The organism is Paraburkholderia madseniana, assembly GCF_009690905.1.
Taxonomy (GTDB): Bacteria; Pseudomonadota; Gammaproteobacteria; order Burkholderiales; family Burkholderiaceae; genus Paraburkholderia; species Paraburkholderia madseniana.
In genome coordinates this window covers 12,910-35,080 of record NZ_VOSW01000051.1, presented here as the reverse complement: position 1 = coordinate 35,080, position 22,171 = coordinate 12,910, and the positions used below count along the sequence as shown (strand labels likewise).

The following is a 22,171-nucleotide window of genomic DNA, read 5'->3' as shown; positions in this document are numbered from 1 at the left end:
GTAGCGCGGCGGGGCTGCGCCACCAACCCCGCTCAATGCCGCATCAAGGACCACAACAGCAGCGCCAGCAACAGCACCACGACCACCTGCCAGAACAGCACCGGATCGCTCTCGAGCAAGGGCTTGCGCCGAATCGGCGCCATCGCGTCCCGACCGCTCGAAAAACGATCGAGATCAGCGCAGACTTCGAGCACGTCCTGATACCTGCGCGCCGGGTCGGTCTGCAGGGCTTTCTCCAGCACCAGGTCGAGCCATTGCGGCGCGTCCGGCCGGTACTGATAGAGCGGCACGCGTCCATTAAAACCGTAGGGCAGCTTGCCGCCGCTGAACAGCCGGTACAGGGTCACGCCAAACGCGAACACCTCGGAGCGCGCATCGCCCTGTGCGCCCTTCATCAACTCAGGCGCCATATAAGCGGGCGAGCCCGGCGCGGCGTCAGGGCCTGGCAACTGCATGCCCGGCATATAACCGAAACCGAGATCGAGCAGGCGCGTGCTATCGCCCCACATCACGAGCACGTTCTCGGGTTTGATATCGCGATGGAAGATATTGCGGCGATTCAGCACGTCGATCGAATGGCCTAGCTGTTGCGCGATCTTGAGCGCACGTGGCAGTGCCATGGGCTGAGGCGCCGCCAGCAGTTTTTCGAGCGTGACGCCTGCGCCGAGCGGCATCACCACATAGAGCCGGGTTTGCCGGTCGGCATCGATCGGCATCGGCGCGAGCACGCCGTCGTCGCCGATCTTGCCGGCCAGCCAGCGCTCGCGCACGATCGACTGCCGCACGTTCTCGTCCTGCTCGACACGCGGCTTGGGAAACTTGAGCGCCAGCGGCGTGTTCGGATCGGCCAGATCGTAGCCGGCGAAAATCCGCGAATAGAAGCCATCGCTCAACACGCTCTTGAGCAGATATCCGTCGACCACCTCGCCGGCGTCGGGAACAGCCGGAATAGGCAAAACGCCGACCACACGTTCGAGGTAACCGACATCGAGCGAAGGCAGGGCGCCCACATCGAGCACCACGCTCGTCACGTCGTCCTGCGAGCCGCGCGTCAGCGCCAGCGCGCCCAGCCGCCGTGCCGTTTCGAGCGCACCGCCGCGCGCCGCCAGCACCGTCTGCAGTTCGCGCATCGGCACGCGGCGATAGAGTCCGTCGGAGCACATCAGCAGTCGGTCGCCCTCGCGCAGCTCAAGCGTTTCGATGCGCGTCACCAGCGTCGGAAGCATGCCGACCGCGTGCGCCACATACGAACCGAAAGCAACCGGCACCACGTCGTCGTCACCGAGCTGGGTCAGTTGGCCATCGCGCAGCAGATAGAGCCGCACATCGCCGGCCGCGACCAGATACGCGGTAGCGCGGCGCACGATCAGCGCCGCAAAGGACGCGGACATCTGCTTCAGTGCAGGGTCGACGCGGCCGATCTGATGCAGCCAGCCGTGTATCGCCTCGAGCGCGCGCGCAGCGGCCACGCCGGGCTGCAAGGTGTCGGCGAGCCCGTAATAGGCATCGATAAAGGTCCGCACCGAGAGTTCGGCTGCGACCCGTCCGCCCTTGCTGCCGCTCACGCCATCGGCGAGAGCGATCACGCTGCCACGCGCGGCGCGCGCCGCGAGATCGCCGAGCATCACGCCGACGTAGTCTTCGTTAATGTGATCCTGCCCGCGGGCGCGGGCAGGGAAAGAAACACAACCGATCTCGAGCGCGGCGCACTCGCCGCGCTCCGGCCTCAACTGCAGATCGATTTCCTGGCCGCTCATTCCGCGACCGCTAGCGGGCCTTCCCTCTGGATCGTCTGGCACCGGGCTGGTGTTCGGTGCGGGCAAGCTATCCTGGGAGAAGGGTTCATTCATTTACTTTTTGCCGTGGGTCATCACGTCGCTTGTTTCCAGATCGTGCTCGATCTTCTCGAGCACCTGCGGCGAGCGCTTCTTGAGCATCAACAACCAGACTGCGCCAACCAGCATATACGCAACGAACAGATACGGCAGGATGTTATACGGATAATCGGGCACCGGATACACGCTGCCGATCACCGCGCCGACCATCGCCAGTGCGCCGAGCACGCCCCACACCACGTTGCTCGTCTTGAGCTCGCCCTGCTTCTTCAGATAAACCGGTGCCGCGATGGCGACCAGGAAATACACGACCAGGAAGCCGAAGGTCGCAAACGTACTGGTATAACCGAAGGTGTTGAGCGGACCCGTGCCGAGCATCGCGATACACACCACAAAGGTCACGATGGAGGAAAACGCAACGGCAATGTACGGTGTCTGGTGCGTGCGGTGCACCATGCCCATCGAGCGATGCACGAACTGATAGCGGCCCATCGAATACAGCAGACGGCTGGACGAGTTGATGCACGCAAGCACGCACGAGAACGCGCTGACCGAGGCAATCAGATAAAACACCGGACCGAGCGGCGAGGCGCCGACGCTCGTAAGCAAGGTGCTGAGCACGGCCGAATCGCCGCCGAGCTTGGCTGCGTCGTCGTGGTAGGCGATCGTCATAGAGTACGCCACGAACATGAAGAACAGGCCCGACAGGATCACGCACCAGACCACCGCACGCGGAATGACGCGCAACGGGTTTCTGGTTTCCTGGCCGAGCGAGGCCGCGCTTTCGAAACCGACGTACGAGAAGATGCCAAGCACCATGCCCTGTGCCATGCCCTTACCGCTCACGCCCTGCAGACCCAGTTGCGTATGGTCGATGATATGGTCCGGATGCAGTGCGAGCACATAGATCAGCACACCGCCCACGATCACCACCGAAGCGGCTTCGATTGCCAGCGACAGGCGCGAGGAGAGCTTCACGTCACGCGCCGAGAAGAACCAGGCCAGGCCGACAAAGATCGTGTAGACCGCCCACGACGGGATATTGACACCCCAGGCCGTAAAAGCGTTCTGCACGAACACTACGCCTGCGGCGCCAACCCCCATTGCAGTGCCCACGTAAGCCGCGATCAGGCCCCAGCCGGCAATGCCCCCCGCCATCGGCCCAAGCGCGCGCGAGATATAGATAAAGAACGAACCCGCCGACGCGATCCGGCTCGAGAGCGCGATGATGCTCATGCTCACCAGCAGCAGTCCGAGCGTCGAAAGACCATAAATCAACCATGTCCCCGCACCGGCCAGCGCCGCGATCGCGGTCACGTTGATCGACGGCGTGAAGGTCGGTGAAAGGTTCGCGATAGATTGGCCGATGACCTCGGGAAAACCTAACGTGCCGGCACGCAGACCGCCGGATGGTGCCGGCGCTGCTTGCGTGGTGCTTTGCGGAGTGCTCATGTCGGGCTCCTGATAGATTGGTGAATCAAGGTTGAATGCACTCAACTTTTCCACAGTCAAAAAACTCAAAACAATTCAATTCATTTGGTCCATCCGGGAATCCAGGAAGTACCCGCGAGCGGAATGCGCGCCATCGCCGCCGCCTCGACCGTCAGCGCGACCAGATCCTCCGGTTCGAGGTGATGGACGTTCTGCTTGCCGCACGCGCGCGCGATCGTCGTCAGTTCCATGTTCAACGTCTTCAGGTAGTTGCGCACGCGGCGCGAACCTTCATCTGGCTGGACACGCTGTTCGAGCACCGCGTCCTGGGTGGTCACGCCGACCGGGCACTTGCCCGTGTGGCAGTGATGGCAGAAACCCGGCGACGTATTCAGCGCCGCGTAATCCGCCGCCGCCGAATGCAGCGCGCCGTTCTGAAAGTACGTATCGCTGTTGCAGCCGAGCGCCATCAGCATGCCCTGCCCGATCGCCACCGCATCCGCGCCGAGCGCCAATGCCTTCGCCACGTCAGCACCGGTGCGGATGCCGCCCGAGACGATCAGTTGCACCTGGCCTTTCATATTCAGGTCTTCGAGCGCGTCCACCGCCTGGCGAACCGCGGCCAGCGTCGGAATGCCGACGTTCTCGATGAAGCAGGTCTGCGTCGCCGCCGTGCCGCCCTGCATCCCGTCGATCACCACCACGTCCGCGCCCGCATGCACCGCGAGCTTGACGTCGTTGAACGTGCGGGTTGCGCCGACCTTCACGTAGATCGGTTTTTCCCAATCGGTGATTTCGCGCAGTTCCTGAATCTTGATCGCCAGATCGTCCGGGCCGGTCCAGTCCGGATGACGGCTCGCAGAACGCTGATCGACGCCGGCCGGCAACGTGCGCATCGAGGCGACGCGCGGATTGACCTTCTGCCCGAGCAGCATGCCGCCGCCGCCCGGTTTCGCGCCCTGGCCGATCACGATTTCGATCGCATCGGCGCGGCGCACGTCGTCCGGATTGAAGCCGTAGCGCGACGGCAGGCACTGATAGACCAGCGTCTTCGACGAGCGGCGCTCTTCCTGCGTCATGCCGCCGTCGCCGGTGGTGGTCGAGGTGCCCATCGCGGTCGCGGCCTGGCCGAGCGCTTCTTTCACGTTTGCGGACAGCGCGCCGAAGCTCATGCCGGCGATCGTGATCGGAATGTCGAGCACCACCGGTTTTTTGGCGAAGCGCGTGCCGAGCACGGTCTGCGTCGCGCATTTCTCGCGATACCCTTCGAGCGGGTAGCGCGACAGCGAGGCGCCGAGAAACAGCAGATCGTCGAAATGCGGCACACGGCGTTTCGCGCCCAGACCGCGAATTTCATAGAGGCCGCGCTGCGCGGCGGCGTGGATATAGTCGATCGTCTTGCGGTCGTAGCCTTGCGACTCTTCCTGCTGCAAGCGGACGAATTGAACGGATTTGGCTTCCATGGGGGCCTTCTTCGAGAGCGTGTGTTCAATATTCCTGGTTCGCGTCGGCGTTCCAGTGATAGAGCGTGCGAGCGGAGGCGATCCGTTTGAACGACGCCGGGTCGTGGTCCATGCCAGCGGCGGTCAGCAGCGCGCGCACCGCGTCGATATCCGTCTGCGTCATCGGCTCGTACTGCGCGTCCGCGCCGAGCGATTTCACGTCGCCGCGCACGTACAGCACCGCTTCGTAAAGTGAGTCGCCGAGCGCATCACCCGCATTGCCACAGATCACCATGCGGCCCGCCTGCGCCATGAACGCCGAGAAGCTGCCCACCGAGCCGCCCACCACGATGTCGCCACCCTTGAGCGAAATACCGCAGCGCAGGCCCGCATCGCCGTCGATCACCAGCAGGCCGCCGTGCGCCGAAGCGCCCGCGCCGTTCGACGCGAAACCCTTCACATGCACCTTGCCGCTCATCATGTTTTCCGCGACGCCGGTGCCCGCGCTGCCGTCGATCTCGATCGTCGCGTGTTTGTTCATGCCGCCCGCGTAATAGCCGGCGTGACCGGCGATCGTCACTTGCACCGGCGCATCCACGCCGACTGCGAGGTTATGCGCGCCATTCGGCGCGACGACCGTCACCGCCTGGCCCTCCAGTTCGCTCGCCGGTTTGTGCAGGAACTGGTTCAGCTCACGGACCGTCGTGCGCGCCAGATCGAAAGTCAGGCTTTCCATACATACATCTCCTCAGGTGCGGGTTCGAAGACCCTGGCGTTCTTGATATCGGGCAGATGCGCGAGCGAACGGAACTCGGAAGCGATAGCGACGTAGTCGTCGTTTTCCGCGACCACCGCCGGCTTGCACGCGAACGGATCGCGAATCAGCGCGAGTTCGGTCGAAGTGCCCATCAGGAACGTGTAGAAGCCGTCGAGTTCTTCGAAACCCTTCTGCAAGGCGACCGGCAACGTGTCGCCTTCGCGCAGCCGCCATTCGAGAAAGCGGCAGGCGGCTTCGGTGTCGTTGTCGGTATCGAAGTGAATGCCTTGCGGTTCGAGCTTGCGGCGCACGCCATGCGCGTTCGAGAGCGATCCGTTGTGGACGAGGCAGAAGTCGTCGCCGGCCGTGAACGGATGGGCGCGGTCAGGCGTCACCGCCGATTCGGTCGCCATACGTGTGTGGCCGACCAGGTGCGAGCCTGTCAGGTTCGCAAAGTCATAACGCTCGGCGACTTGCGACGGCGAGCCAATATCCTTGTACAGATCGATCGAGCGGCCGCTCGACAGCAGATACAGCTTCGGATAGCGCTCGCGCAACCACGTCTTCACGCGCTCGACATTGCCTTGCACCGTCAGTACCGCATGATTGCCCTTCGCATCGGCACGGGCAGTCACGTCCATTGCCGCGTTCAATGCGTCCAGCAGCGGTTGCCATGCGAAGTCCGCGCCTTCGTCGGTGAAGCCCGCGTAGATGCTCAGCTTGCGCTGGCTCGCTTCGACCTGTTTGCCGAACACCGCGAGGCCCGCCGAATCCGGTCCGCGCTCGGTCATGCCGATCAGCATCGGCACCATCAGTTCGCCGAGCCGTTCGCGCAATGCCGGCGTCTTGACCAGCAAGCCCACAATTCCGCACATGGTGCTTCTCCTTAGAAAAATTCGAGGTAGGTCTTCAGTTCCCAGTCCGAAACGTGGCGCATGTATTCGAGCCACTCCATCCGTTTGAGCTTGAGGAATTCATCGGCAACCGGGCCGAGCGCGTCGCAGATCACGCGGTCGCTTTCGAGCGCATCGAGCGCCTGCTCGAGGTTTTGCGGCAACACGCCGATGCCGTGTTCGGCGAGTTTCGCGGGCGACCACTCGTAGAGATTTTCGTTAGCCGGTTCGCCCGGCGACAGACCACGGTCGACGCCGTCCAGCCCCGCGGCAATCACGGCCGCCGTCGCGAGATACGGATTGCATGCGCCATCCGGCAAGCGCAGTTCGATGCGCTCGCCGGGCATGCGCACCATCGTCGAACGGTTGTTGTCGCCGTAGCTGATGTAGGCCGGCGCCCACGTTGCGCCTGTCAGCGAACGGCCAACCACGAGGCGCTTGTACGAGTTCACCGTCGGATTGCACAGCGCGGCCAGCGCCGGCGCGTGCGCGAGCAGGCCCGCCGTGAACTGGTAGCCGAGCGTGGAGAGGCCCATGCCGAGCTTGTCGCTCTTGTCGGAGAACAGGTTGCGTTCGCCGTCGCCGATGGACATATGCATGTGCATGCCATTGCCGGGACGGTTCGCGAACGGCTTCGGCATGAACGAGCAGATCATGCCGAGTTCATTGGCGATCTCGGAGGCTGCCATCTTGAAGAACACGTAGTGATCGCACGAGGTCAGGCAATCGGTGTACGTGTAGTTGATTTCGAACTGACCGTTCGCGTCTTCATGATCGATCTGATAGACGTCGATGCCGACCGCGCGCATCGACTCGGTGAGCTTTTCCAGGAAGACGCGCGTACGCGAGAGTCCCTTGTAGTCGTAGCACGGCTTGGCGAGCGTATCGCTCGGATCGCAGGGCTCCAGCGTGCCGGACGCCGAACGGCGCAGCAGCGAGAATTCCGGTTCGAGGCCCGTGAAGAGCGTCCAGTCGCGCTCGGTCATCCGTGCGACCTGCTTCTTCAAGGTCACGCGCGAATCGTATTGCCACGCTTCGCCATCCACATGACCGTCGCAGACGATCCGTGCGAGACCCGGCTGCCACGGCACCGGCGTGAGCGTCGCCAGATCGCCGACGGCCATATAGTCGGGGCCGTTCGGCTCGATACCGACTCCCCAGATCGCAAACCCCGCGAAACCGGCACCCGCTTTCAACACGCTCTTCAGATGACTGACCGGCACCGATTTCGCCTTGGCCACGCCGTGAATATCGACAAACTGCGCCAGCACGTACTTCACGCCCTGCTGCGTCAGATACGCTTGCGCCTCTTCCGCCGAGCCGAAGCGGGGCACGCATCCGAGCTCGTTGACCGGCAGCTTGCTCGCATCGTTCAAGTTCATCGCCACTCCTTGCAACTGCATCTTTCGTGGTTTGGAAAAGCCACACACAACGCGTGTGACCGGGTTACGCAATACGCTCCCGAACGCCGGTTGCGGCGCGCTTCGAGCCTGTTTTCAATCGGCCGGATACTTTATTGGTGAGAAACAAAGATTCTTTTAGTGAAACTCTTTGCGCGTGACTTGGCGCTGCAATCTGCTACGCTTTCCTTTTACGTGAGGCTTACATGCAAATCGGTGAAGACAATAAAACGCCGCTTGAACGCTACCTCGGCAACACCATTCGCGAATTACGCCAACGCCACGGCCTGACCATTGCTCAGGTTTCCGCTCAGGCCGGCATCAGCCGCGGCATGCTCTCGAAGATCGAAAACGCGCAGACTTCCGCAGGTCTCGAGGTCCTCAACCGCATCGCCCAGGCACTCGGCGTTTCGCTCTCCATGCTGTTCCGCAATTTCGACGTGCCGCAAGGCGGTGCACAACTCGTCAAAAAAGGCAGCGGCATGGAAGTGGTGCGCAAGGGCACCAAAAGCGGCCACACCTATCACCTGCTTGCCTATGACCAAGGTCCGCATAAGCTTTTCGAACCCTTCCTGATCACGATGGAGGACGAAGCCGAACGCTTTCCCGTGTTTCAGCATCCGGGCACCGAATTCATTCACATGCTCAAGGGCGTGATCGAATACCGCCACGGTCAGCAAACCTACATTCTTCATCCTGGCGACACCCTCACCTTCCAGGGCGAGATACCGCACGGTCCGGAACGCCTGATCAAGACGCCCATTCAATTCCTGTCGATCTTCGTGTATCCGCAATCGAGTGCAACTGACTGATCGCTCGCTGCGGCCGTCTCAGTCGATGCCTCTATCAATGCAACGTTTGTGCCATGTTTATCTGAGTGAATCAAAGATTCCCACCAATAAACGCTTTGGACGCCATGCGCCGTTCCTGATTTCGACGCTGAAAGGTTCATCAGTCTGACTGCGGTGCACATCGTCGCTGTGACTGGTGCGACTTTGCACAAAAACGAGGTGTGCGGTTAAGCAGCGTTAAAAGCAACACTTATACAAACTCGCGCTATCGCGCCTGAATCAGCGCAATGCATCGTCCGGCAGATCGGGCAGCGCCCGCGCGAGCGACGGTTGAATCGCGTTGTCCAGCACGCCGCGCGTCAGCATGACGATGTCGCCGGCGAACTGTTCCCACTCGCCCTGGCGATGCAGCAGGAAAAAATCGCGCCGCCCGAGGCGGCTCGGCGGCAACGGCATCACCGCGATATCGTCCAGATAGTGCCGCGCCTGCCACAGACACAAAGGGGTCGAAATCGCGAATCCCACCCGCGCGGCTACCAGACTCAGCAGCGGATCGGTCGCGTCGAACTCGTAACGCCGCGGACTGTTGATGCCCAGATGCCGCGCGAAACGCTCGATCTGCTGGCCGATCACCGAGCGCGCCGTATAGCGGATCAGCGGCAGCTCAAGCGCAAGCGTGCGCCAGTCGATATTGCGGCGTCCGTTTAATTGGCTGCGTGCAACCACCACCACGAATGCCTCGGAAAACAGCGGCACTTCGATGATCCGTGCGTCGCTCAGCGTGGTCTGCGTGCAGATCGCGATATCCAGTTCGCGGTCGTGCAACTGTTTGCTAAGCCCCGGCGTGAGACCGGACCACATCGAAATCTGCCGCTCTGAATTCGACACCGCACGAATCAATTCAGGCCCGACAGTGGCCGCGAACGAATCGACGCACCCCAGGCGTACCGGCATCTTGCCGGCCTGCGAGGCATCGCCGATGCGGGTGCTCACCATCTGCGCGTGTTCGATCAACGGCCCCGCCAACTCCAGCAACGCGCGCCCCGCTACATTCGGGCGCGGCGGACGGCTCTCGCGATCGAACAGCGTCAGGCCCTGATCTCGCTCCAGCGCGGCAATCGACTGGCTGATGGCGCTCTGGCTCACGCCGAGCTGCTTCGCCGCGCCCGTCATCGAGCCGCTGTCGCAGACAGCCACAAAAGCCTGCAACGCGCGCAGATCGATCGGGGTCGGGGTTCGTCTCATGAAATGCTCCGCTCGCGTGGGTGACATGCCGGTCATCCTGTGCGGTACGACAGCATGGTGCCGAGGTTCGCGCGGTTGGTGCACAGGATGAGAAATTGCATTGGCTCGCCATAAGTTTGCCTAATACAAAATTGGCGCGGCCAACGTTTTCCTAGAATTCGCCTCATTGCCTACACAGAGGTCCACATGAGCCACTACGATTTCATCGTGATTGGCGCTGGCGTCATCGGCGCGTCGGTCGCCCATCATCTCGCCGCATTGGGCGCGCAAAGCGTGCTGGTTATCGAACAGGGCACGATCGGCGCGGGCACCACGTCACAGTCGTCCGGCCTGTTGCGCACGCACTATTCGGTGCGCCAGAACGTCGAACTCGCGCGCTCTTCGTGGTGGGCATTCAATAATTTCGCTGACTATCTCGGCGACGACGAAGCGTCCTGTGGTCTCGTCAAATGCGGCTATCTGATCTGCGCGCCCGACGGCGACAAGCTGGAGCCGCTGCGCGCCTCGCTCGCCGCGCAGCAGGAGATGGGCATCGAAGTGCAACTGCTCGACAGGGCGCAAGCGCACGAGCGCCTGCCGATCGCGAACTTCGACGACGCCGCGCTGATCGGCTATGAACCGGAGGCGGGTTTTGCGGATGCCTATCTGGTGGCGACCGGCTTCGCCCGTTCGGCGCGCCGGCGCGGTGTCAAGATCATGGAAGGCGTGACGGTCACGGGGCTCGTGCGCGAAGGACGCCGGATCACCGGCGTCGCAACCAGCGCGGGCAACTTCAGTTGCGGAACTCTCATCAGCACGCAGAATATCTGGACGCCGGAACTCGCCGGCTGGATTGGTGTGCCGCTGCCGGTCAAGCCTGAGCGTCACACGGTGCTCGCGCTCGAATGCGATGGCGCCGCGTACTCGTTCAAGATGCCCGCGTTCAAGGACCTGGGTTCGGCCGGCATGCTCTATTACCGTAGCTATGGCGGCAGTCAGATGCTCGTGTCCGAAGGCGTGGTCGGCGAAACGCTGAACTCGCCGGAAACCGAACAGGGCGATATCTCGCTCGACTACGTCGCCGAAGTCGGCGCGCAAGTTGCCGAACGCTTCCCTGCTTATGAGGCCGCCGGGCTGGCTTCGTCATGGACCGGCGTCTACGACGTGACGCCCGACTGGAATCCGGTGTTGGGCAAGGTCGCCGATATCGAGGGACTCGTTGTCGGCTTTGGCTTCTCCGGGCACGGCTTCAAGCTGTCGCCGGGCATCGGCAAGATTCTCGCGCAGCATGCGCTCGGCCAGCCCACGGATGTTTCTCTCGCACCCTATGCGCTCGACCGGTTCGCCAGTGGCGCGCTACTGGTGGGCAAGTATGGCTCGGGCGCGGTCTCCTGACTACTGGACGTAAATACAGAACGTAAAGGGTGCTCAAGTCATGACAATCAACATTCTGGTTCCAGTCAAGCGCGTGGTGGACGCCAACGTCCGCGTGAGGGTCTCGTCGAACGGTTCGATCGACACCACCGGCCTCAAGATGTCGCTCAACCCGTTCGACGAATGTGCCGTCGAAAAGGCATTGCAACTCAGGGAAGCCGGTGTTGCGTCGAAGGTGACGGTGATCACGTGCGGCACGCAAGCCAGCCAGGACGTGTTGCGCACGGCGCTCGCGATGGGTGCCGACGATGCCGTGCTGATCGACACATCGGCGGCAACCGCCACGCTGGATTCGCTGGCGGTGGCGCGTCTGCTGAACGCTCACATGGCGAGTCGGGAATACGGCCTCGTCCTATGCGGCAAGCAGGCGATCGACGGCGACATCGGCGGTGTCGCCGCCATGCTCGCCGCCCTGCTCGACTGGCCGCAGGCGTTGAACGCAGGCGCACTCACGGCGGATGGCACAGGCTGGTCCGTCATGTGCGACGACGACACCGGCACGGCGACGTGGCGGCTCGAGGGCGCGGCTGTCGTCAGTGCGGATCTGCGCCTCGCCGAGCCGCGCCGCGTGACCTTGCCGAGCATCGTCAAGGCGAAGCAGAAGCCGCTCGCGATCGTGGACGCCGCCACGCTGTCAATCGACCTGACGCCCCAGAGCCATATCATCAAGCTCAGCGATCCGCCGGTTCGCCAGCCCGGCATCAAGGTCGCCGACAGCGCCGCGCTCATCGCAGCGCTCGCAGAACGGCGCGTATTCGATCAAGCAGGAGTGTCCGCATGAGAAGCCTTGTCGTAGCCGAAAGCGAAAACGGCCGCGTGGCCGACGCGACGCTTCGCGTCATCACCGCGGTGATGCAACGCGGCCTGCCGGTCGATGTGCTCTTGCTGGATGCCGCGCTTGCATCCACGGTCGAAAAGATTGCCGGTGTCGAGCGCGTTCTCGTGATGGCCGACGCGATGAGCGAGGGCGTTGTGCCTGAAACGCTCGCCGCGCAGTTGCACGCGATGCATGGACCGTACTCGTTGATCGCCGCGAGTCATCGGACGCTCGGCCGTAGCACCCTGCCACGCGCCGCGGCGCTTGTCGGCGGTGCGTTCATTCCAGATGTGATCGCGGTGGAAGGCGAAGGCGCGTTCGTGCGCAGCCTTTATGCAGGAAGCGTCATCGCCAAAGTGAACACGGCCAGTGCCGTGACGTTCGCGACATTTCGGGCGTCGTCGTTCGCGCCGACGGCTGACAGCGGCGGCAACGCGCAACGCGTGACGCTTGAACCGGCTGCGGGCTTTAGCCGGACGAAGCTCGTCGAGCGCCAGGCATTGGCACGGACTGGCCGCGAATTACCCGACGCGCGGATCGTCGTCGCGGGCGGGCGCGGTCTGGCATCGAAGGACAACATGGATCGGCTCGGCGAACTGGCGGAAAAGATGGGCGCGGCGCTCGGCGCATCGCGGGCCGCGGTGGATGCCGGCTACGCGCCGAATACCGCGCAGGTCGGGCAAACCGGCAAGATGGTCGCGCCCGACGTCTACCTTGCATTCGGCATCTCCGGCGCGATTCAGCATCTGGCCGGGATGAAGGACTCGAAGACCATTGTCGCAATTAATAAAGATCCGGACGCGCCGATCTTTTCGGTCGCGGACATCGGGCTCGTCGGCGATCTGTTCGAAGTGGTGGGCGAGATCGAAGCGCATGTCGGCGCAGCAGGCACGAGCCGATGACGCTTCATCTGGCGGGCGCGATTGAACCGCTGGCGGACCGCTAAGAGAACCCTATGGCAAGCAACGCACTGATCGTCAAGGACCCGACCCAGAACTTCGTCTGGGTCACGCCGGAAGGTGGTGATAGACCGAACTACGCGAACATGTGAGCGCCGTAAAAAAGGCGGCTTCGGAGTCGAAGCCGCCTTTCTTATGCATTCACGCATTTGCCATCAGCGATTGCACGGTGCCTTTTTCGACATCGCCGACATAGATGCCAAAGGCATCTTCGGTCCGCTCCTTCACGTAGCGGCGCAGCATCGACTGCACGGCCGGGTCGCGAATCTCGTTCCATGGTATCGCGTCGAGCGGCACATAGCGGACGTCCGCGACTGCCGGCGCGTCGTCGACGACGCGCCCGCGATAGTAGATGTGCGTGACGCCCTTCTCCTCGAACACCGCGAACAGAAAATCGAGGTTGACGTTCAGTTTCAGAGCGTCAAGCACGCCGCGCAAACTCGTAGCGTCCGCCGACGGTTCGAGCCGCGTGCCGGTAGGCAACTGCAATCCGCTCGCGGTCCTGGTCAGCACGAGCCCTCTGGCATGTTCGAGAATCGCGCCGACTTGCGCACGTTGGCCAGTCGCCGCCAACGCTTCCTGCGACAAACTGAAATTCACATACGCGCCGCGGCAATACCCTAATGGCGTCGCGCTGGAATGCGTGAAGTCCACCACGCGCCCGATCAGGATGATGTGATCGCCGGCGTCCACCACCTGATGCGTCTCGCAGTCGAAGCTCGCCGCCGCGCCGTCCATCACCGGGCTGCCGGTGCGCCGTGCGTGCCAGGCGACCTGTGCGAACTTGTCCGCGCTCTTCGACGCGAACACGCCCGACACCGGCCGCTGGTCTTCCGCAAGCACACTGACCGCAAAACGCTGCGTCTGCGAAAACACCGGATGGCTCGACGCGGTCCTGGCGATGCACACGAGGATCAAGGCAGGATCGAGCGACACCGACGTGAACGAATTCGCGGTAAAACCGCGCGGCGTGCCGTCCGGCTGGATTGTCGTCACCACCGTCACGCCGGTGACGAACGCGCCCAACGCGCGGCGAAACTGGATGATGTCAAAAGAAGAATCGGTCATGGCGCTGCTCCTCAGGACTGACGGCTCACATCGCGAATAAAGTGCAGAAGCCGCTGATTCACAATCGACGGCGCCGTGACGTTCATCATGTGCCGTTCGTTGGCAATAATCTCGGCGCGGCCGAGCGGCGCTGCGGCCGCCATTGACTCCGACATCGCCGGACTCGAATTCGGATCGCATTCGCCGGTCATGAACAGCGCCGGCATCGCGAGTTGCGGCAAGCGGCCCAGATGCGCCTGGTCCGAACTCGCAAAAAGCCGGTACGCGCGCGCATAGCCTTCGAGATCGACGCTCTCCAGCAACGAGCGCACGAGCTCCGCGACGTTCGCCAGATGACCCGGCACCGGGTCGTCGAACCAGCGTGCGATCGTGGCATTGATGCTCGGCTGGTCGAGCCCGCCGTTCAGCGACGCCGCGCGCTGCATGACGGCGGCCCGTTGCGACGGCGTGCGGTCGTACACCGCATTGAGCGCGGTGACGCTCGTCACCCTCGGCGGGTAGCGCAACGCGAATTCGAGCGCGATCAGCGAACCCATTGAATGACCGACGACATGCGCCGTCCGAATGCCGAGGTGATCCAGCAGCGCCAGCAACTGCGCCGCGTATTCGTCCAGTTGCGGCGACGCGGCCGGCAGCCGGCTCGCGCCGTGTCCTAGCATGTCGTAGCTAACGACGCGAAAGTGCGCTCTCAACGCTGCGACCTGCGGCTCCCACACGCAGCGATTCATCCCCACGCCATGGATCAGCACGAGGACATCACCCTCGCCGGCCACGCTGTAGGCCGTGCCGTCAAACACGCCTTTCATCGACGCATTTGCGATGTCGGTTTCACGCTTCATTGGAGCCCAGCTCCTTCAGATCCTGATAGCGGTCGCCGATCCGGTGGTGCGGCCGCCCGCCAATCGACGCACCGAGCGCAATCACGAGTTCGTCCGGCGCAGGCGCGTCGATGATCGAAAACTGAATGGTCAGGTAGTGCGAGCGCATGCCTTCGTCGCCCTTGTGCATCAACGGGATCGTGACCGGGCAGTTCGGGCCGCCACGCAGGTTCGTAAAGCTCAGATAACTTTTAGCGCCGACCGCTTCGCGAAACTTGTTGCCAAAGCGCAGCGTATGAATCAGCGCCGACGCGTGTTCGACTTCACCTGACGTCCCAACGATCGCCGCCTTGCCGTAACCCTCCACCGCATCGCCGGAACCGGCGATGCGCAGAATCTCGGCCGTCAGCACTTCACCGAGTTGCGGCGCGAGCGAGTGAATCTCCGGCCTCAGGTCCTCGACGAAGCCGCGCCCGGCCCATGGATTGCGCAGCACCGCCGCAGCCGCGAACAGTTTCAACGGCCGGGCAGCAGCTTTGCCGCCTTCGATGAACGTGTCTTCCACATAGGTGATCAGTTTGCGAATCTCGAGCTTCATCAGACTTCCTCCGGAGACAGATGCGCCTTGGCTCAGTGCGCGGCGCGCTGGGAGTATTATGGTATTCCATATTAGCGTATGCAAGATTTTTCATCCCGACGACGGGTTTACGAGACTCCCTTCAGTGCACGGACGAAAAAAAACCGTCGCGCGCGACGGTTTTTCTGGCGAACGATACGAAGTGTTCAGGCGCTTTCGCTTTGATCCGCGACACGCTCGGCGAGCGTGGCCATGGCGATGGCTGCCGTGCGCCGCACATGCTCGAGCGACGCGGCAGCAGCCGCAGCGCCGTCCTTCTTTGCAATCGCGCTCAACAACTTGTTCATTTCGCGATTCGAATCCACGCCGCGCCCCGGCGACGAGATCGTCACCGAACGTAACTGGTTGATGCGGCCGTTCAGCGATTTGACCACCTGATGCATCATCAGCTTGTGGCCGCCCGCGAACATCGCTTCGTAAAAGCGTTCGGTGTAAGCCAACACCCGGCGAAAGTCGGACTTGTCGAAAGCGTCTTCGATTTCCTTGCGGATTTCGCGCAACTGCTTCACGAGCGCGGGCGTTGCAAGCTCGGCGCAAGCCCGGGCCGCCTCCGACTCGAGCAACGCCCGAATCTCGTAGATTTCCTGCACCTGTTCCGGATCGAGCCGCGCGACGATGGGGCCGGAATGCGCGACCGTCTCCACCAGCCCTTCCGTTTCCAGATGGCGCAGCACTTCGCGCACCACGGTGCGGCTCACGCCAAGCTGATCGCACAATGTTCGCTCGATCAACCGGTCGCCTGGACGATAGAAGCCCTGCGAAATGGCCTCGCGCAGCTTCTCGAGCGTGAGTTCGCGAAGGGTCGGCGCACTACGGTCAACGCGCATCTGTTCGATCATGGCGAGCTTCCCAAGCGAGATGCTGGGTCAGTTGGTTTTTGGAATACCATAGTATCGCACAGTCGTCGGCTACGGACCGCGATGCCGCGCGTCATGCGGGAAACACCTGCGCATGGGCGCGGTCCCAGTCGAGCCAGGCTTGCGCGCCCACCGCGAGCCCCGCCTCATGGGCGCCCACCGCTGTGCGCACCGCGATCTCCTGCTGCCAGGGCGTCGCCACCGAATAGTGCATGGTGTCGCCCAGATACGTGATGTCACGCACGACGACCGGCAAGCCATCGTTCGCCATGTGCGGCGCCTGCACGCGGATACGGATCTGTTCGGGCCGCAGCATCAGCGCGCCGCCGTCGCCCGCGTTAAGCGCATGGTCGCAGCCCGCGATCGGCACCGGCCTGCCGTTGGGAAACACCGCATGCGAGTCCGCATGGCCGCCGGCCAACGTGACCGGCAGGAAGTTGGAATTGCCGATGAAGCTTGCCACGAAGCGCGACGCCGGCTTTCGGTAAAGATCCTCACCCGTGCCGACCTGCTCGATGCGCCCTTTGTTGAACACCGCGATCCGGTCGGACAGGCGCAATGCCTCTTCCTGATCATGCGTCACGTACAGGATCGTGACACCGGTTTGCTGATGAATGCGCCGCAGTTCGGTCTGCAGTTCTTCACGCAGCTTCTTGTCAAGCGCGGACAGCGGCTCGTCCATCAGCAGCACTGGCGGATCGTAGGCCAGCGCACGCGCAATCGCGACACGCTGTTGCATGCCGCCCGACAACTGCCCGGGCATCCGGTCACGGCAATCGGCCAGATGCACGAGCTTGAGCATTTCATCGACTTTCGCGCGCACTTTCGCCTCCGCCCAGCGTCGCACGCGCAACGGAAACGCGACGTTCTCGCCGACCGTCAGATGCGGAAACAGCGTGTAGCGCTGAAACACCATGCCGATGTTACGGCGGTTCGGCGCGACCGACAGCAGCGGCTTGCCGTCGAGCAACACGCGGCCGTCGGTCGGCGACTGGAAGCCCGCAACGATGTACAGCGTGGTGCTCTTGCCCGAGCCAGACGGCCCGAGGAAAGTCATGAACTCGCCCTTCTCGATGTCGAGCGACACCTGATCAATGGCGACGACCTGATCGTAGGTCTTGCGAAGACGCTGAATCTGCAAAAACGGCGCGCTCACGATTTACCTCTCTTCAATACAAGGCTCAGCAACATCAGGACGACGGTCAGTCCGACGAGCAACGACGACGCGGCGGCGATCACCGGGGTCAGATCCTGCCGCAGCGTGCTCCAGATGCGCACCGGCAACGTCTGCAGCGTCGGGCTGGCCATAAAGATCGACACGACGACCTCGTCCCACGACGCAAGAAACGAGAAGATCGCCGCCGCAAACAGGCCGAGCCGGATACCCGGCAGCGTGACGCGCCATTTCACTTCAAGCGGCCCGGCGCCGCAGATCAGCGCGGCATCCTCGAGCGACGTGTCGAAACTTTCCAGCGAGTTGCTGATCGCGATGATCGAAAACGGCAACGCGATGATCAGATGGCCGATCACGAAACCGACCAGCGTGCCGGTCAAGCCGATACGCAGGAAGAAGCCATACAGCGCAACGGCGAGCACGACGACGGGCAGCACCATCGGCGTCAGAAAGAACGCCTTGAGCAAGGCACGTCCACGAAAATTGCCGCGTGTCAGCGCCAGCGACGCGAGCAGCCCCAGCACTACCGACAGCACCATCACGACGAGCCCCAGCTCGACGCTCGTCAGCAGCGAGTCGAGCCAGCCCGGATCGGCAAACAGCATGCCGTACCACTGCAGCGTCCAGCCGGGTGGAGGAAACATTAGCCATTGCGAATTACCGAACGAGAGCGCGACGATGAACAGCACCGGCAGCAGCAGGAACAGCGACACCGCTCCGCCGACGCTCAGCAGCAGCCAGCGCAACGGGCCAAGACGATCGAAATCGAGCAGCATGTCAGTGAACTCCTGTGGCGCTCACGGCGCGGCTCGAGAAGCGAAGCTGCACCGCGTACAACGACAACGTGACGAGCAGCAGCACGAACGCGGCCGCCCCCGCCAGCCCCCAATTCAGCAACTGCTGGACAAGTTGGGCGATCAGTTCGGCAAGCATCATGTATTCCGGGCCACCCAACAGCGCGGGTGTGACGAAGTAGCCGAGCGCCATCACGAACACCATCAGCGCGCCGCTCGCAATGCCTGGCATCGCGAGCGGCACCAGCACCCGCCAGAATGCCTGCCAGCGGGTCGCGCCGCAGATTGCGGCGGCGCGCAGCGTGGTCGGATCGATCGCGCGCAAGGTGGCATGCAACGGCATCACGAGAAACGGCAACATGATGTAGGTCATGCCGATTGTCACACCGGTGAGGTTATTCACGAGCGTAAACGGCTCATGGATCACGCCAAGCCACATCAGCAAACGGTTGATCGGGCCAGTCTGTTGCAGCAGCACCATCCATGCGAAAGTGCGCGCAAGCAGATTGGTCCACATTGACAGCAGCAGGATCGCGAACATCAGCTTGCCGATCCAACGCGGCGCGATCGCGAGCAGCCACGCGGTCGGAAAACCGATCACAACCGTCACGAAGGTCACCACCGAAGCGACGAAAAACGTATTGCCGAACACGCGCAGATAGGTGGTCGAGCCGAATAGCTGCGCGTAGTTCTGAATGCCGGGCGTCGGCTCCAGCACGCTGCGCAGCAGCAGCGAAAGAACCGGCAACACGAAGAACACAACCAGCAGGAACAGCGCCGGCGCGATCAGCCGGATTTTCCTGAGGCCGACTGTCATCTTCGGCGCCACGACCGGCGGTTCCGCGATAGTACTGACGGCATTCGACATGATGACTCCTTCGCTGGGTTCGTCCGGCCGCGCTTTACTTCGACTGCCACGCGTACCAGCGCTTCGCGATTTCATCGCGGTGATCGGCCCAGTACTTCATGTCGAGATTGATCTGCGTCGTCTTGTACTGATCCGGCTGGGTCTTCGCGACATCCGGCGGCAGAAGCGCGGCGGATTTCAGATTGACGGGCGCATAACCGGTTTCCGCCGCGAAATTCGCCTGGGCCTGTGCACCCGTCGCGCTGGCAAGGAGCTTCATGGCCTCGGCTTTATGTTTCGTGCCCTTCGGCACGACCAGCATGTCCGCTGCGGTCAGGTTCTGATTCCACGATATGCCCACGTCCACACCGGTCTGCTGCAATGCATGCAGCCGGCCGTTCCAGAACACGCCGATCGGCGCTTCGCCGGATGCCATCAATTGCTGCGACTGAGCGCCGCCGCTCCACCAGACGATCTGGCTCTTGATCGTGTCGAGCTTTTTGAAAGCGCGATCGAGATCGAGCGGATAGAGTTTGTCAGGCGCGACGCCGTCGGCGAGCAAAGCGACTTCGAGCACGCCGGGCGCAGACCACTTGTAGAACGTGCGCTTGCCGGGAAAGCGCTTCGTGTCGAACAGATCGGTATAGTTCGCCGGCGCGCCGCTCTTGTACGCCGCCTTGTTGTAGCCAAGCACGAACGAATAGTAAAAGCTGCCCACAGCGCCCGCCGACATGAAGCGCGGGTCCAGTTGCGCCTTGTCTACCACCGAATAGTCGATCGGTTCGACGAGGCCGTCACGCAGCGCCGCATACGCAAAATCACCTTCGACGTCGACCACGTCCCACTGCACGTTGCCGCTGTCGACCATGGCCTTGAGCTTGCCATAATCGGTCGGGCCGTCCATCAGGACCTGAATGCCCGATGCCTGCGTGAATGGTTGCGTCCAGTCCTTCTGCTGAGCCGACTGCGTCGTCCCGCCCCAACTGGCGAATACGATCGGCGCGGGGGCCGCTGACACCGGCGCATGGATCAACACGGCCGCTGTGGCGGCCACGGCGGCAACCACAGTGACGGCCACTGCGCGCGCCCGCGCGGGCATACGTAGCGCTTGCTTCATGACGACTGCTCCTTGAAAGGATACGGCTGGCTTCGAGAGGACGGTTTGCGAATACGGTGCTTACTTCAGCGGCGAAAACGCGGCGGGCTTCATGATCTTGCTTTCCATCGTTTCCATCAGCGCCTGAATCTTCGGAATGAAAGCCTGCCATGCGGGATCTTCCGCAAGCCGTTGACGGCGCGCTTCGCGCTCGTCGAGACTCGGATATGCCCACATGTGGACAATCTGGTTCAGCGGCCCGATCTCCGAGAAGAAGTAGCCGACGAGTTCACCGAGATAGCGCTTCTGCAGTTCGATGCCTTCTTCCTCGACCAGCTTCAGATACGCGGGCACCGCGCCTGTTTTGATCTTGTACGTGCGGATTTCGTAGTACATGTCAGCCTCTTTAGCGCATGACGAACGGGTCGGCGATCGGGTCGTCCGACGTACGGATCCAGACGGATTTGGTACGTGTGTAGTCGAGCACCGCATCGAGGCCGCCCTCGCGCCCGAGGCCGCTCAAGCCATATCCGCCGAACGGCACGATGGGCGACACGGCGCGATAGGTATTGACCCACACGATGCCTGCACGCAATTGCCGGATGAGCCGATGCGCGCGCGTCAGATCGCGCGTGAACACGCCCGACGCAAGGCCATACTTCGTATCGTTGGCGAGCGCGAGCGCTTCGGCTTCAGTGTCGAAAGTCATGACGCTCAGCACCGGACCAAACAGCTCCTGCGCGACGCTTGGAACGGTGGATGACGGGCAATCGACGATGGTCGGTTCGAAGAAGAAACCCTCGCCGTGTCCTTCTGGACGGCCGCCCCCCGTCAGCAGCGTGGCGCCCGCTTCGAGACTGGCAGCGAGCACGGCTTCGATGTGATCGCGTTGCTTGCGCGTCGCGAGCGGCCCCATTTCGGTACCCACATCCTGCGGATCGCCGATCCTGATCGCGCGCGCCTTTTCGATGAGCCGCGCGAGCAGCCGGTCACGGATGCCGCGCTGCACCAACAGGCGCGAACCCGCCACGCAACTTTGCCCGCTCGCGGCGAAGATGCCTGCGATCACCGCGTTGCTGACGCTGTCTACATCCGCGTCGTCGAAAACGAGCACCGGCGATTTGCCGCCCAGTTCCAGCGACGTTGCCGCGAGGTTCCCGGCGGAGTTATGCACAATCTGACGCGCGGTGTCTGGGCCGCCCGTGAACGCGATCTTCGACACGAGCGGGTGACTCGTCAGCGCGCGGCCGCAGTCCACGCCGAAACCGGTCAGGATATTAACGACGCCCCGCGGAAAGCCCGCCTCATGCACGAGTCTGGCGAATGCGAGCAGCGGTGCAGGGCCTTCCTCAGACGCCTTCAGGACGATCGTGCAACCGGCGGCGAGCGCCGGTCCGATCTTCACGGCCGAGAGAAACAGCTGCGAATTCCACGGCACGATACCGGCGACCACACCCACCGGCTCGCGTCGCAGGAAAACGTCCATATCGGGTTTGTCGACGGACAGGCAGGCGCCCTGGATCTTGTCGGCGACGCCCGCGTAATAGCGGTAGTACTCGGCGACGTAGCCGATCTGGCTGCGCGTCTCGCGAATGATCTTGCCCGTGTCCGCCGTTTCGAGTTGCGCGAGCTCCAGCGCGTTCGCCGCAACGAGGTCCGCGAGCCCGTATAGCAACTTGCCGCGCTGACTGGCCGTCAGACCCGCCCACTCTGGCGCGAACAACGCGCGGTCCGCAGCGTTCACCGCGCGGTCCACGTCCGCCGCGCTGGCTGCGGGCATCGTCGCCCATGCGGCGCCGGTCGCGGGATTCACGCTGTCAAAGGTGTCGGCCGCCTCGCTGAACTCACCGTCGATGTAATGCTGGAACGACTTCAACATAACTTCTGCTCCTGAGTG

Annotated in this window: 22 protein-coding genes; 5 read left to right on the top strand and 17 right to left on the bottom strand. The window is 62.9% G+C overall.

The annotated features are described in order from the left end of the window. Positions 1-32: 32 nt before the first annotated feature. From FSO04_RS25385 to glnT, 6 genes are all read right to left on the bottom strand, one after another. Positions 33-1,850 (bottom strand): bifunctional protein-serine/threonine kinase/phosphatase, encoded by a 1,818-nt coding sequence (locus FSO04_RS25385; RefSeq protein ID WP_154563663.1) that lies wholly within the window; start codon positions 1,848-1,850, stop codon positions 33-35. Continuing rightward, on the bottom strand, positions 1,851-3,287 hold the full coding sequence (locus FSO04_RS25380) for an APC family permease (RefSeq protein WP_154563661.1): 1,437 nt from the start codon (positions 3,285-3,287) through the stop codon (positions 1,851-1,853). A gap of 80 nt (positions 3,288-3,367) precedes the next feature. Beyond that, entirely contained in the window at positions 3,368-4,729 is a 1,362-nt protein-coding gene (locus tag FSO04_RS25375) for an FMN-binding glutamate synthase family protein (protein WP_154563659.1), read from the bottom strand. Positions 4,730-4,754: 25 nt separating this feature from the next. Continuing rightward, the gene (locus FSO04_RS25370) at positions 4,755-5,444 is read right to left on the bottom strand and encodes a GltB/FmdC/FwdC-like GXGXG domain-containing protein (RefSeq protein WP_154563657.1); all 690 of its coding nucleotides are present in this window, start codon (positions 5,442-5,444) and stop codon (positions 4,755-4,757) included. After that, on the bottom strand, positions 5,432-6,340 hold the full coding sequence (locus tag FSO04_RS25365) for a class II glutamine amidotransferase (RefSeq protein ID WP_154563655.1): 909 nt from the start codon (positions 6,338-6,340) through the stop codon (positions 5,432-5,434). The genes FSO04_RS25370 and FSO04_RS25365 overlap by 13 nt, the downstream gene beginning before the upstream one ends. Before the next feature lie 11 nt (positions 6,341-6,351). Then, on the bottom strand, positions 6,352-7,740 hold the full coding sequence (gene glnT / locus FSO04_RS25360) for a type III glutamate--ammonia ligase (RefSeq protein ID WP_174825311.1): 1,389 nt from the start codon (positions 7,738-7,740) through the stop codon (positions 6,352-6,354). Positions 7,741-7,964: 224 nt separating this feature from the next. Between glnT and FSO04_RS25355 the strand changes: the two genes are divergently transcribed. Further along, positions 7,965-8,570, top strand: coding sequence for a helix-turn-helix domain-containing protein (locus FSO04_RS25355; protein WP_154563653.1), 606 nt, complete (start codon positions 7,965-7,967; stop codon positions 8,568-8,570). A 258-nt stretch (positions 8,571-8,828) separates the two neighbouring features. Here the strand turns inward: FSO04_RS25355 and FSO04_RS25350 are convergent, their stop codons facing one another. Further along, complete coding sequence (locus FSO04_RS25350; protein ID WP_154563651.1) at positions 8,829-9,794, bottom strand: LysR family transcriptional regulator; 966 nt, start codon at positions 9,792-9,794, stop codon at positions 8,829-8,831. Positions 9,795-9,980: 186 nt separating this feature from the next. Between FSO04_RS25350 and FSO04_RS25345 the strand changes: the two genes are divergently transcribed. Genes FSO04_RS25345 through FSO04_RS25330 form a run of 4 tightly spaced genes read left to right on the top strand, consistent with a single transcriptional unit; the run spans position 9,981 to position 13,075 of the window. After that, positions 9,981-11,168 carry an NAD(P)/FAD-dependent oxidoreductase gene (locus tag FSO04_RS25345; RefSeq protein WP_154563649.1) on the top strand — a complete coding sequence of 396 codons (1,188 nt, stop codon included), beginning with the start codon at positions 9,981-9,983 and terminating at the stop codon, positions 11,166-11,168. 46 nt (positions 11,169-11,214) lie between these two features. Further along, the gene (locus FSO04_RS25340) at positions 11,215-11,988 is read left to right on the top strand and encodes an electron transfer flavoprotein subunit beta/FixA family protein (RefSeq protein ID WP_168435836.1); all 774 of its coding nucleotides are present in this window, start codon (positions 11,215-11,217) and stop codon (positions 11,986-11,988) included. Then, positions 11,985-12,926 carry an electron transfer flavoprotein subunit alpha/FixB family protein gene (locus FSO04_RS25335; protein ID WP_154563645.1) on the top strand — a complete coding sequence of 314 codons (942 nt, stop codon included), beginning with the start codon at positions 11,985-11,987 and terminating at the stop codon, positions 12,924-12,926. Before FSO04_RS25340 ends, FSO04_RS25335 begins: the two co-directional genes overlap by 4 nt. 53 nt (positions 12,927-12,979) lie before the next feature. After that, positions 12,980-13,075: a 4Fe-4S dicluster domain-containing protein gene (locus tag FSO04_RS25330; RefSeq protein ID WP_154563643.1), complete on the top strand. Its 96-nt coding sequence runs from the start codon at positions 12,980-12,982 to the stop codon at positions 13,073-13,075. Between the two features lie 49 nt (positions 13,076-13,124). On the opposite strand, the gene FSO04_RS25325 is transcribed toward FSO04_RS25330, so the two are convergent. From FSO04_RS25325 to FSO04_RS25280, 10 genes are all read right to left on the bottom strand, one after another. Then, positions 13,125-14,051, bottom strand: coding sequence for a flavin reductase (locus FSO04_RS25325; protein ID WP_154563641.1), 927 nt, complete (start codon positions 14,049-14,051; stop codon positions 13,125-13,127). Between the two features lie 11 nt (positions 14,052-14,062). Continuing rightward, positions 14,063-14,890, bottom strand: a complete 828-nt coding sequence (locus tag FSO04_RS25320; protein ID WP_154563639.1) for an alpha/beta fold hydrolase — start codon at positions 14,888-14,890, stop codon at positions 14,063-14,065. Continuing rightward, positions 14,880-15,467 (bottom strand): amino acid synthesis family protein, encoded by a 588-nt coding sequence (locus tag FSO04_RS25315; protein WP_154563637.1) that lies wholly within the window; start codon positions 15,465-15,467, stop codon positions 14,880-14,882. The genes FSO04_RS25320 and FSO04_RS25315 overlap by 11 nt, the downstream gene beginning before the upstream one ends. A gap of 185 nt (positions 15,468-15,652) precedes the next feature. Further along, on the bottom strand, positions 15,653-16,342 hold the full coding sequence (locus FSO04_RS25310; protein ID WP_372342457.1) for a GntR family transcriptional regulator: 690 nt from the start codon (positions 16,340-16,342) through the stop codon (positions 15,653-15,655). A gap of 94 nt (positions 16,343-16,436) precedes the next feature. Beyond that, positions 16,437-17,519, bottom strand: a complete 1,083-nt coding sequence (locus FSO04_RS25305; RefSeq protein WP_168435831.1) for an ABC transporter ATP-binding protein — start codon at positions 17,517-17,519, stop codon at positions 16,437-16,439. After that, a complete protein-coding gene (locus tag FSO04_RS25300; RefSeq protein ID WP_154563633.1) occupies positions 17,516-18,313 on the bottom strand; it encodes an ABC transporter permease in 798 nt (265 codons plus the stop codon). Before FSO04_RS25300 ends, FSO04_RS25305 begins: the two co-directional genes overlap by 4 nt. Before the next feature lies 1 nt (position 18,314). After that, the gene (locus tag FSO04_RS25295) at positions 18,315-19,148 is read right to left on the bottom strand and encodes an ABC transporter permease (protein WP_233464978.1); all 834 of its coding nucleotides are present in this window, start codon (positions 19,146-19,148) and stop codon (positions 18,315-18,317) included. A gap of 85 nt (positions 19,149-19,233) precedes the next feature. After that, on the bottom strand, positions 19,234-20,295 hold the full coding sequence (locus FSO04_RS25290; RefSeq protein WP_308102515.1) for an ABC transporter substrate-binding protein: 1,062 nt from the start codon (positions 20,293-20,295) through the stop codon (positions 19,234-19,236). Positions 20,296-20,355: 60 nt separating this feature from the next. Then, complete coding sequence (locus FSO04_RS25285; protein WP_154563629.1) at positions 20,356-20,670, bottom strand: NIPSNAP family protein; 315 nt, start codon at positions 20,668-20,670, stop codon at positions 20,356-20,358. A gap of 10 nt (positions 20,671-20,680) precedes the next feature. Continuing rightward, complete coding sequence (locus FSO04_RS25280; protein ID WP_154563627.1) at positions 20,681-22,153, bottom strand: aldehyde dehydrogenase; 1,473 nt, start codon at positions 22,151-22,153, stop codon at positions 20,681-20,683. Positions 22,154-22,171: the final 18 nt, after the last annotated feature.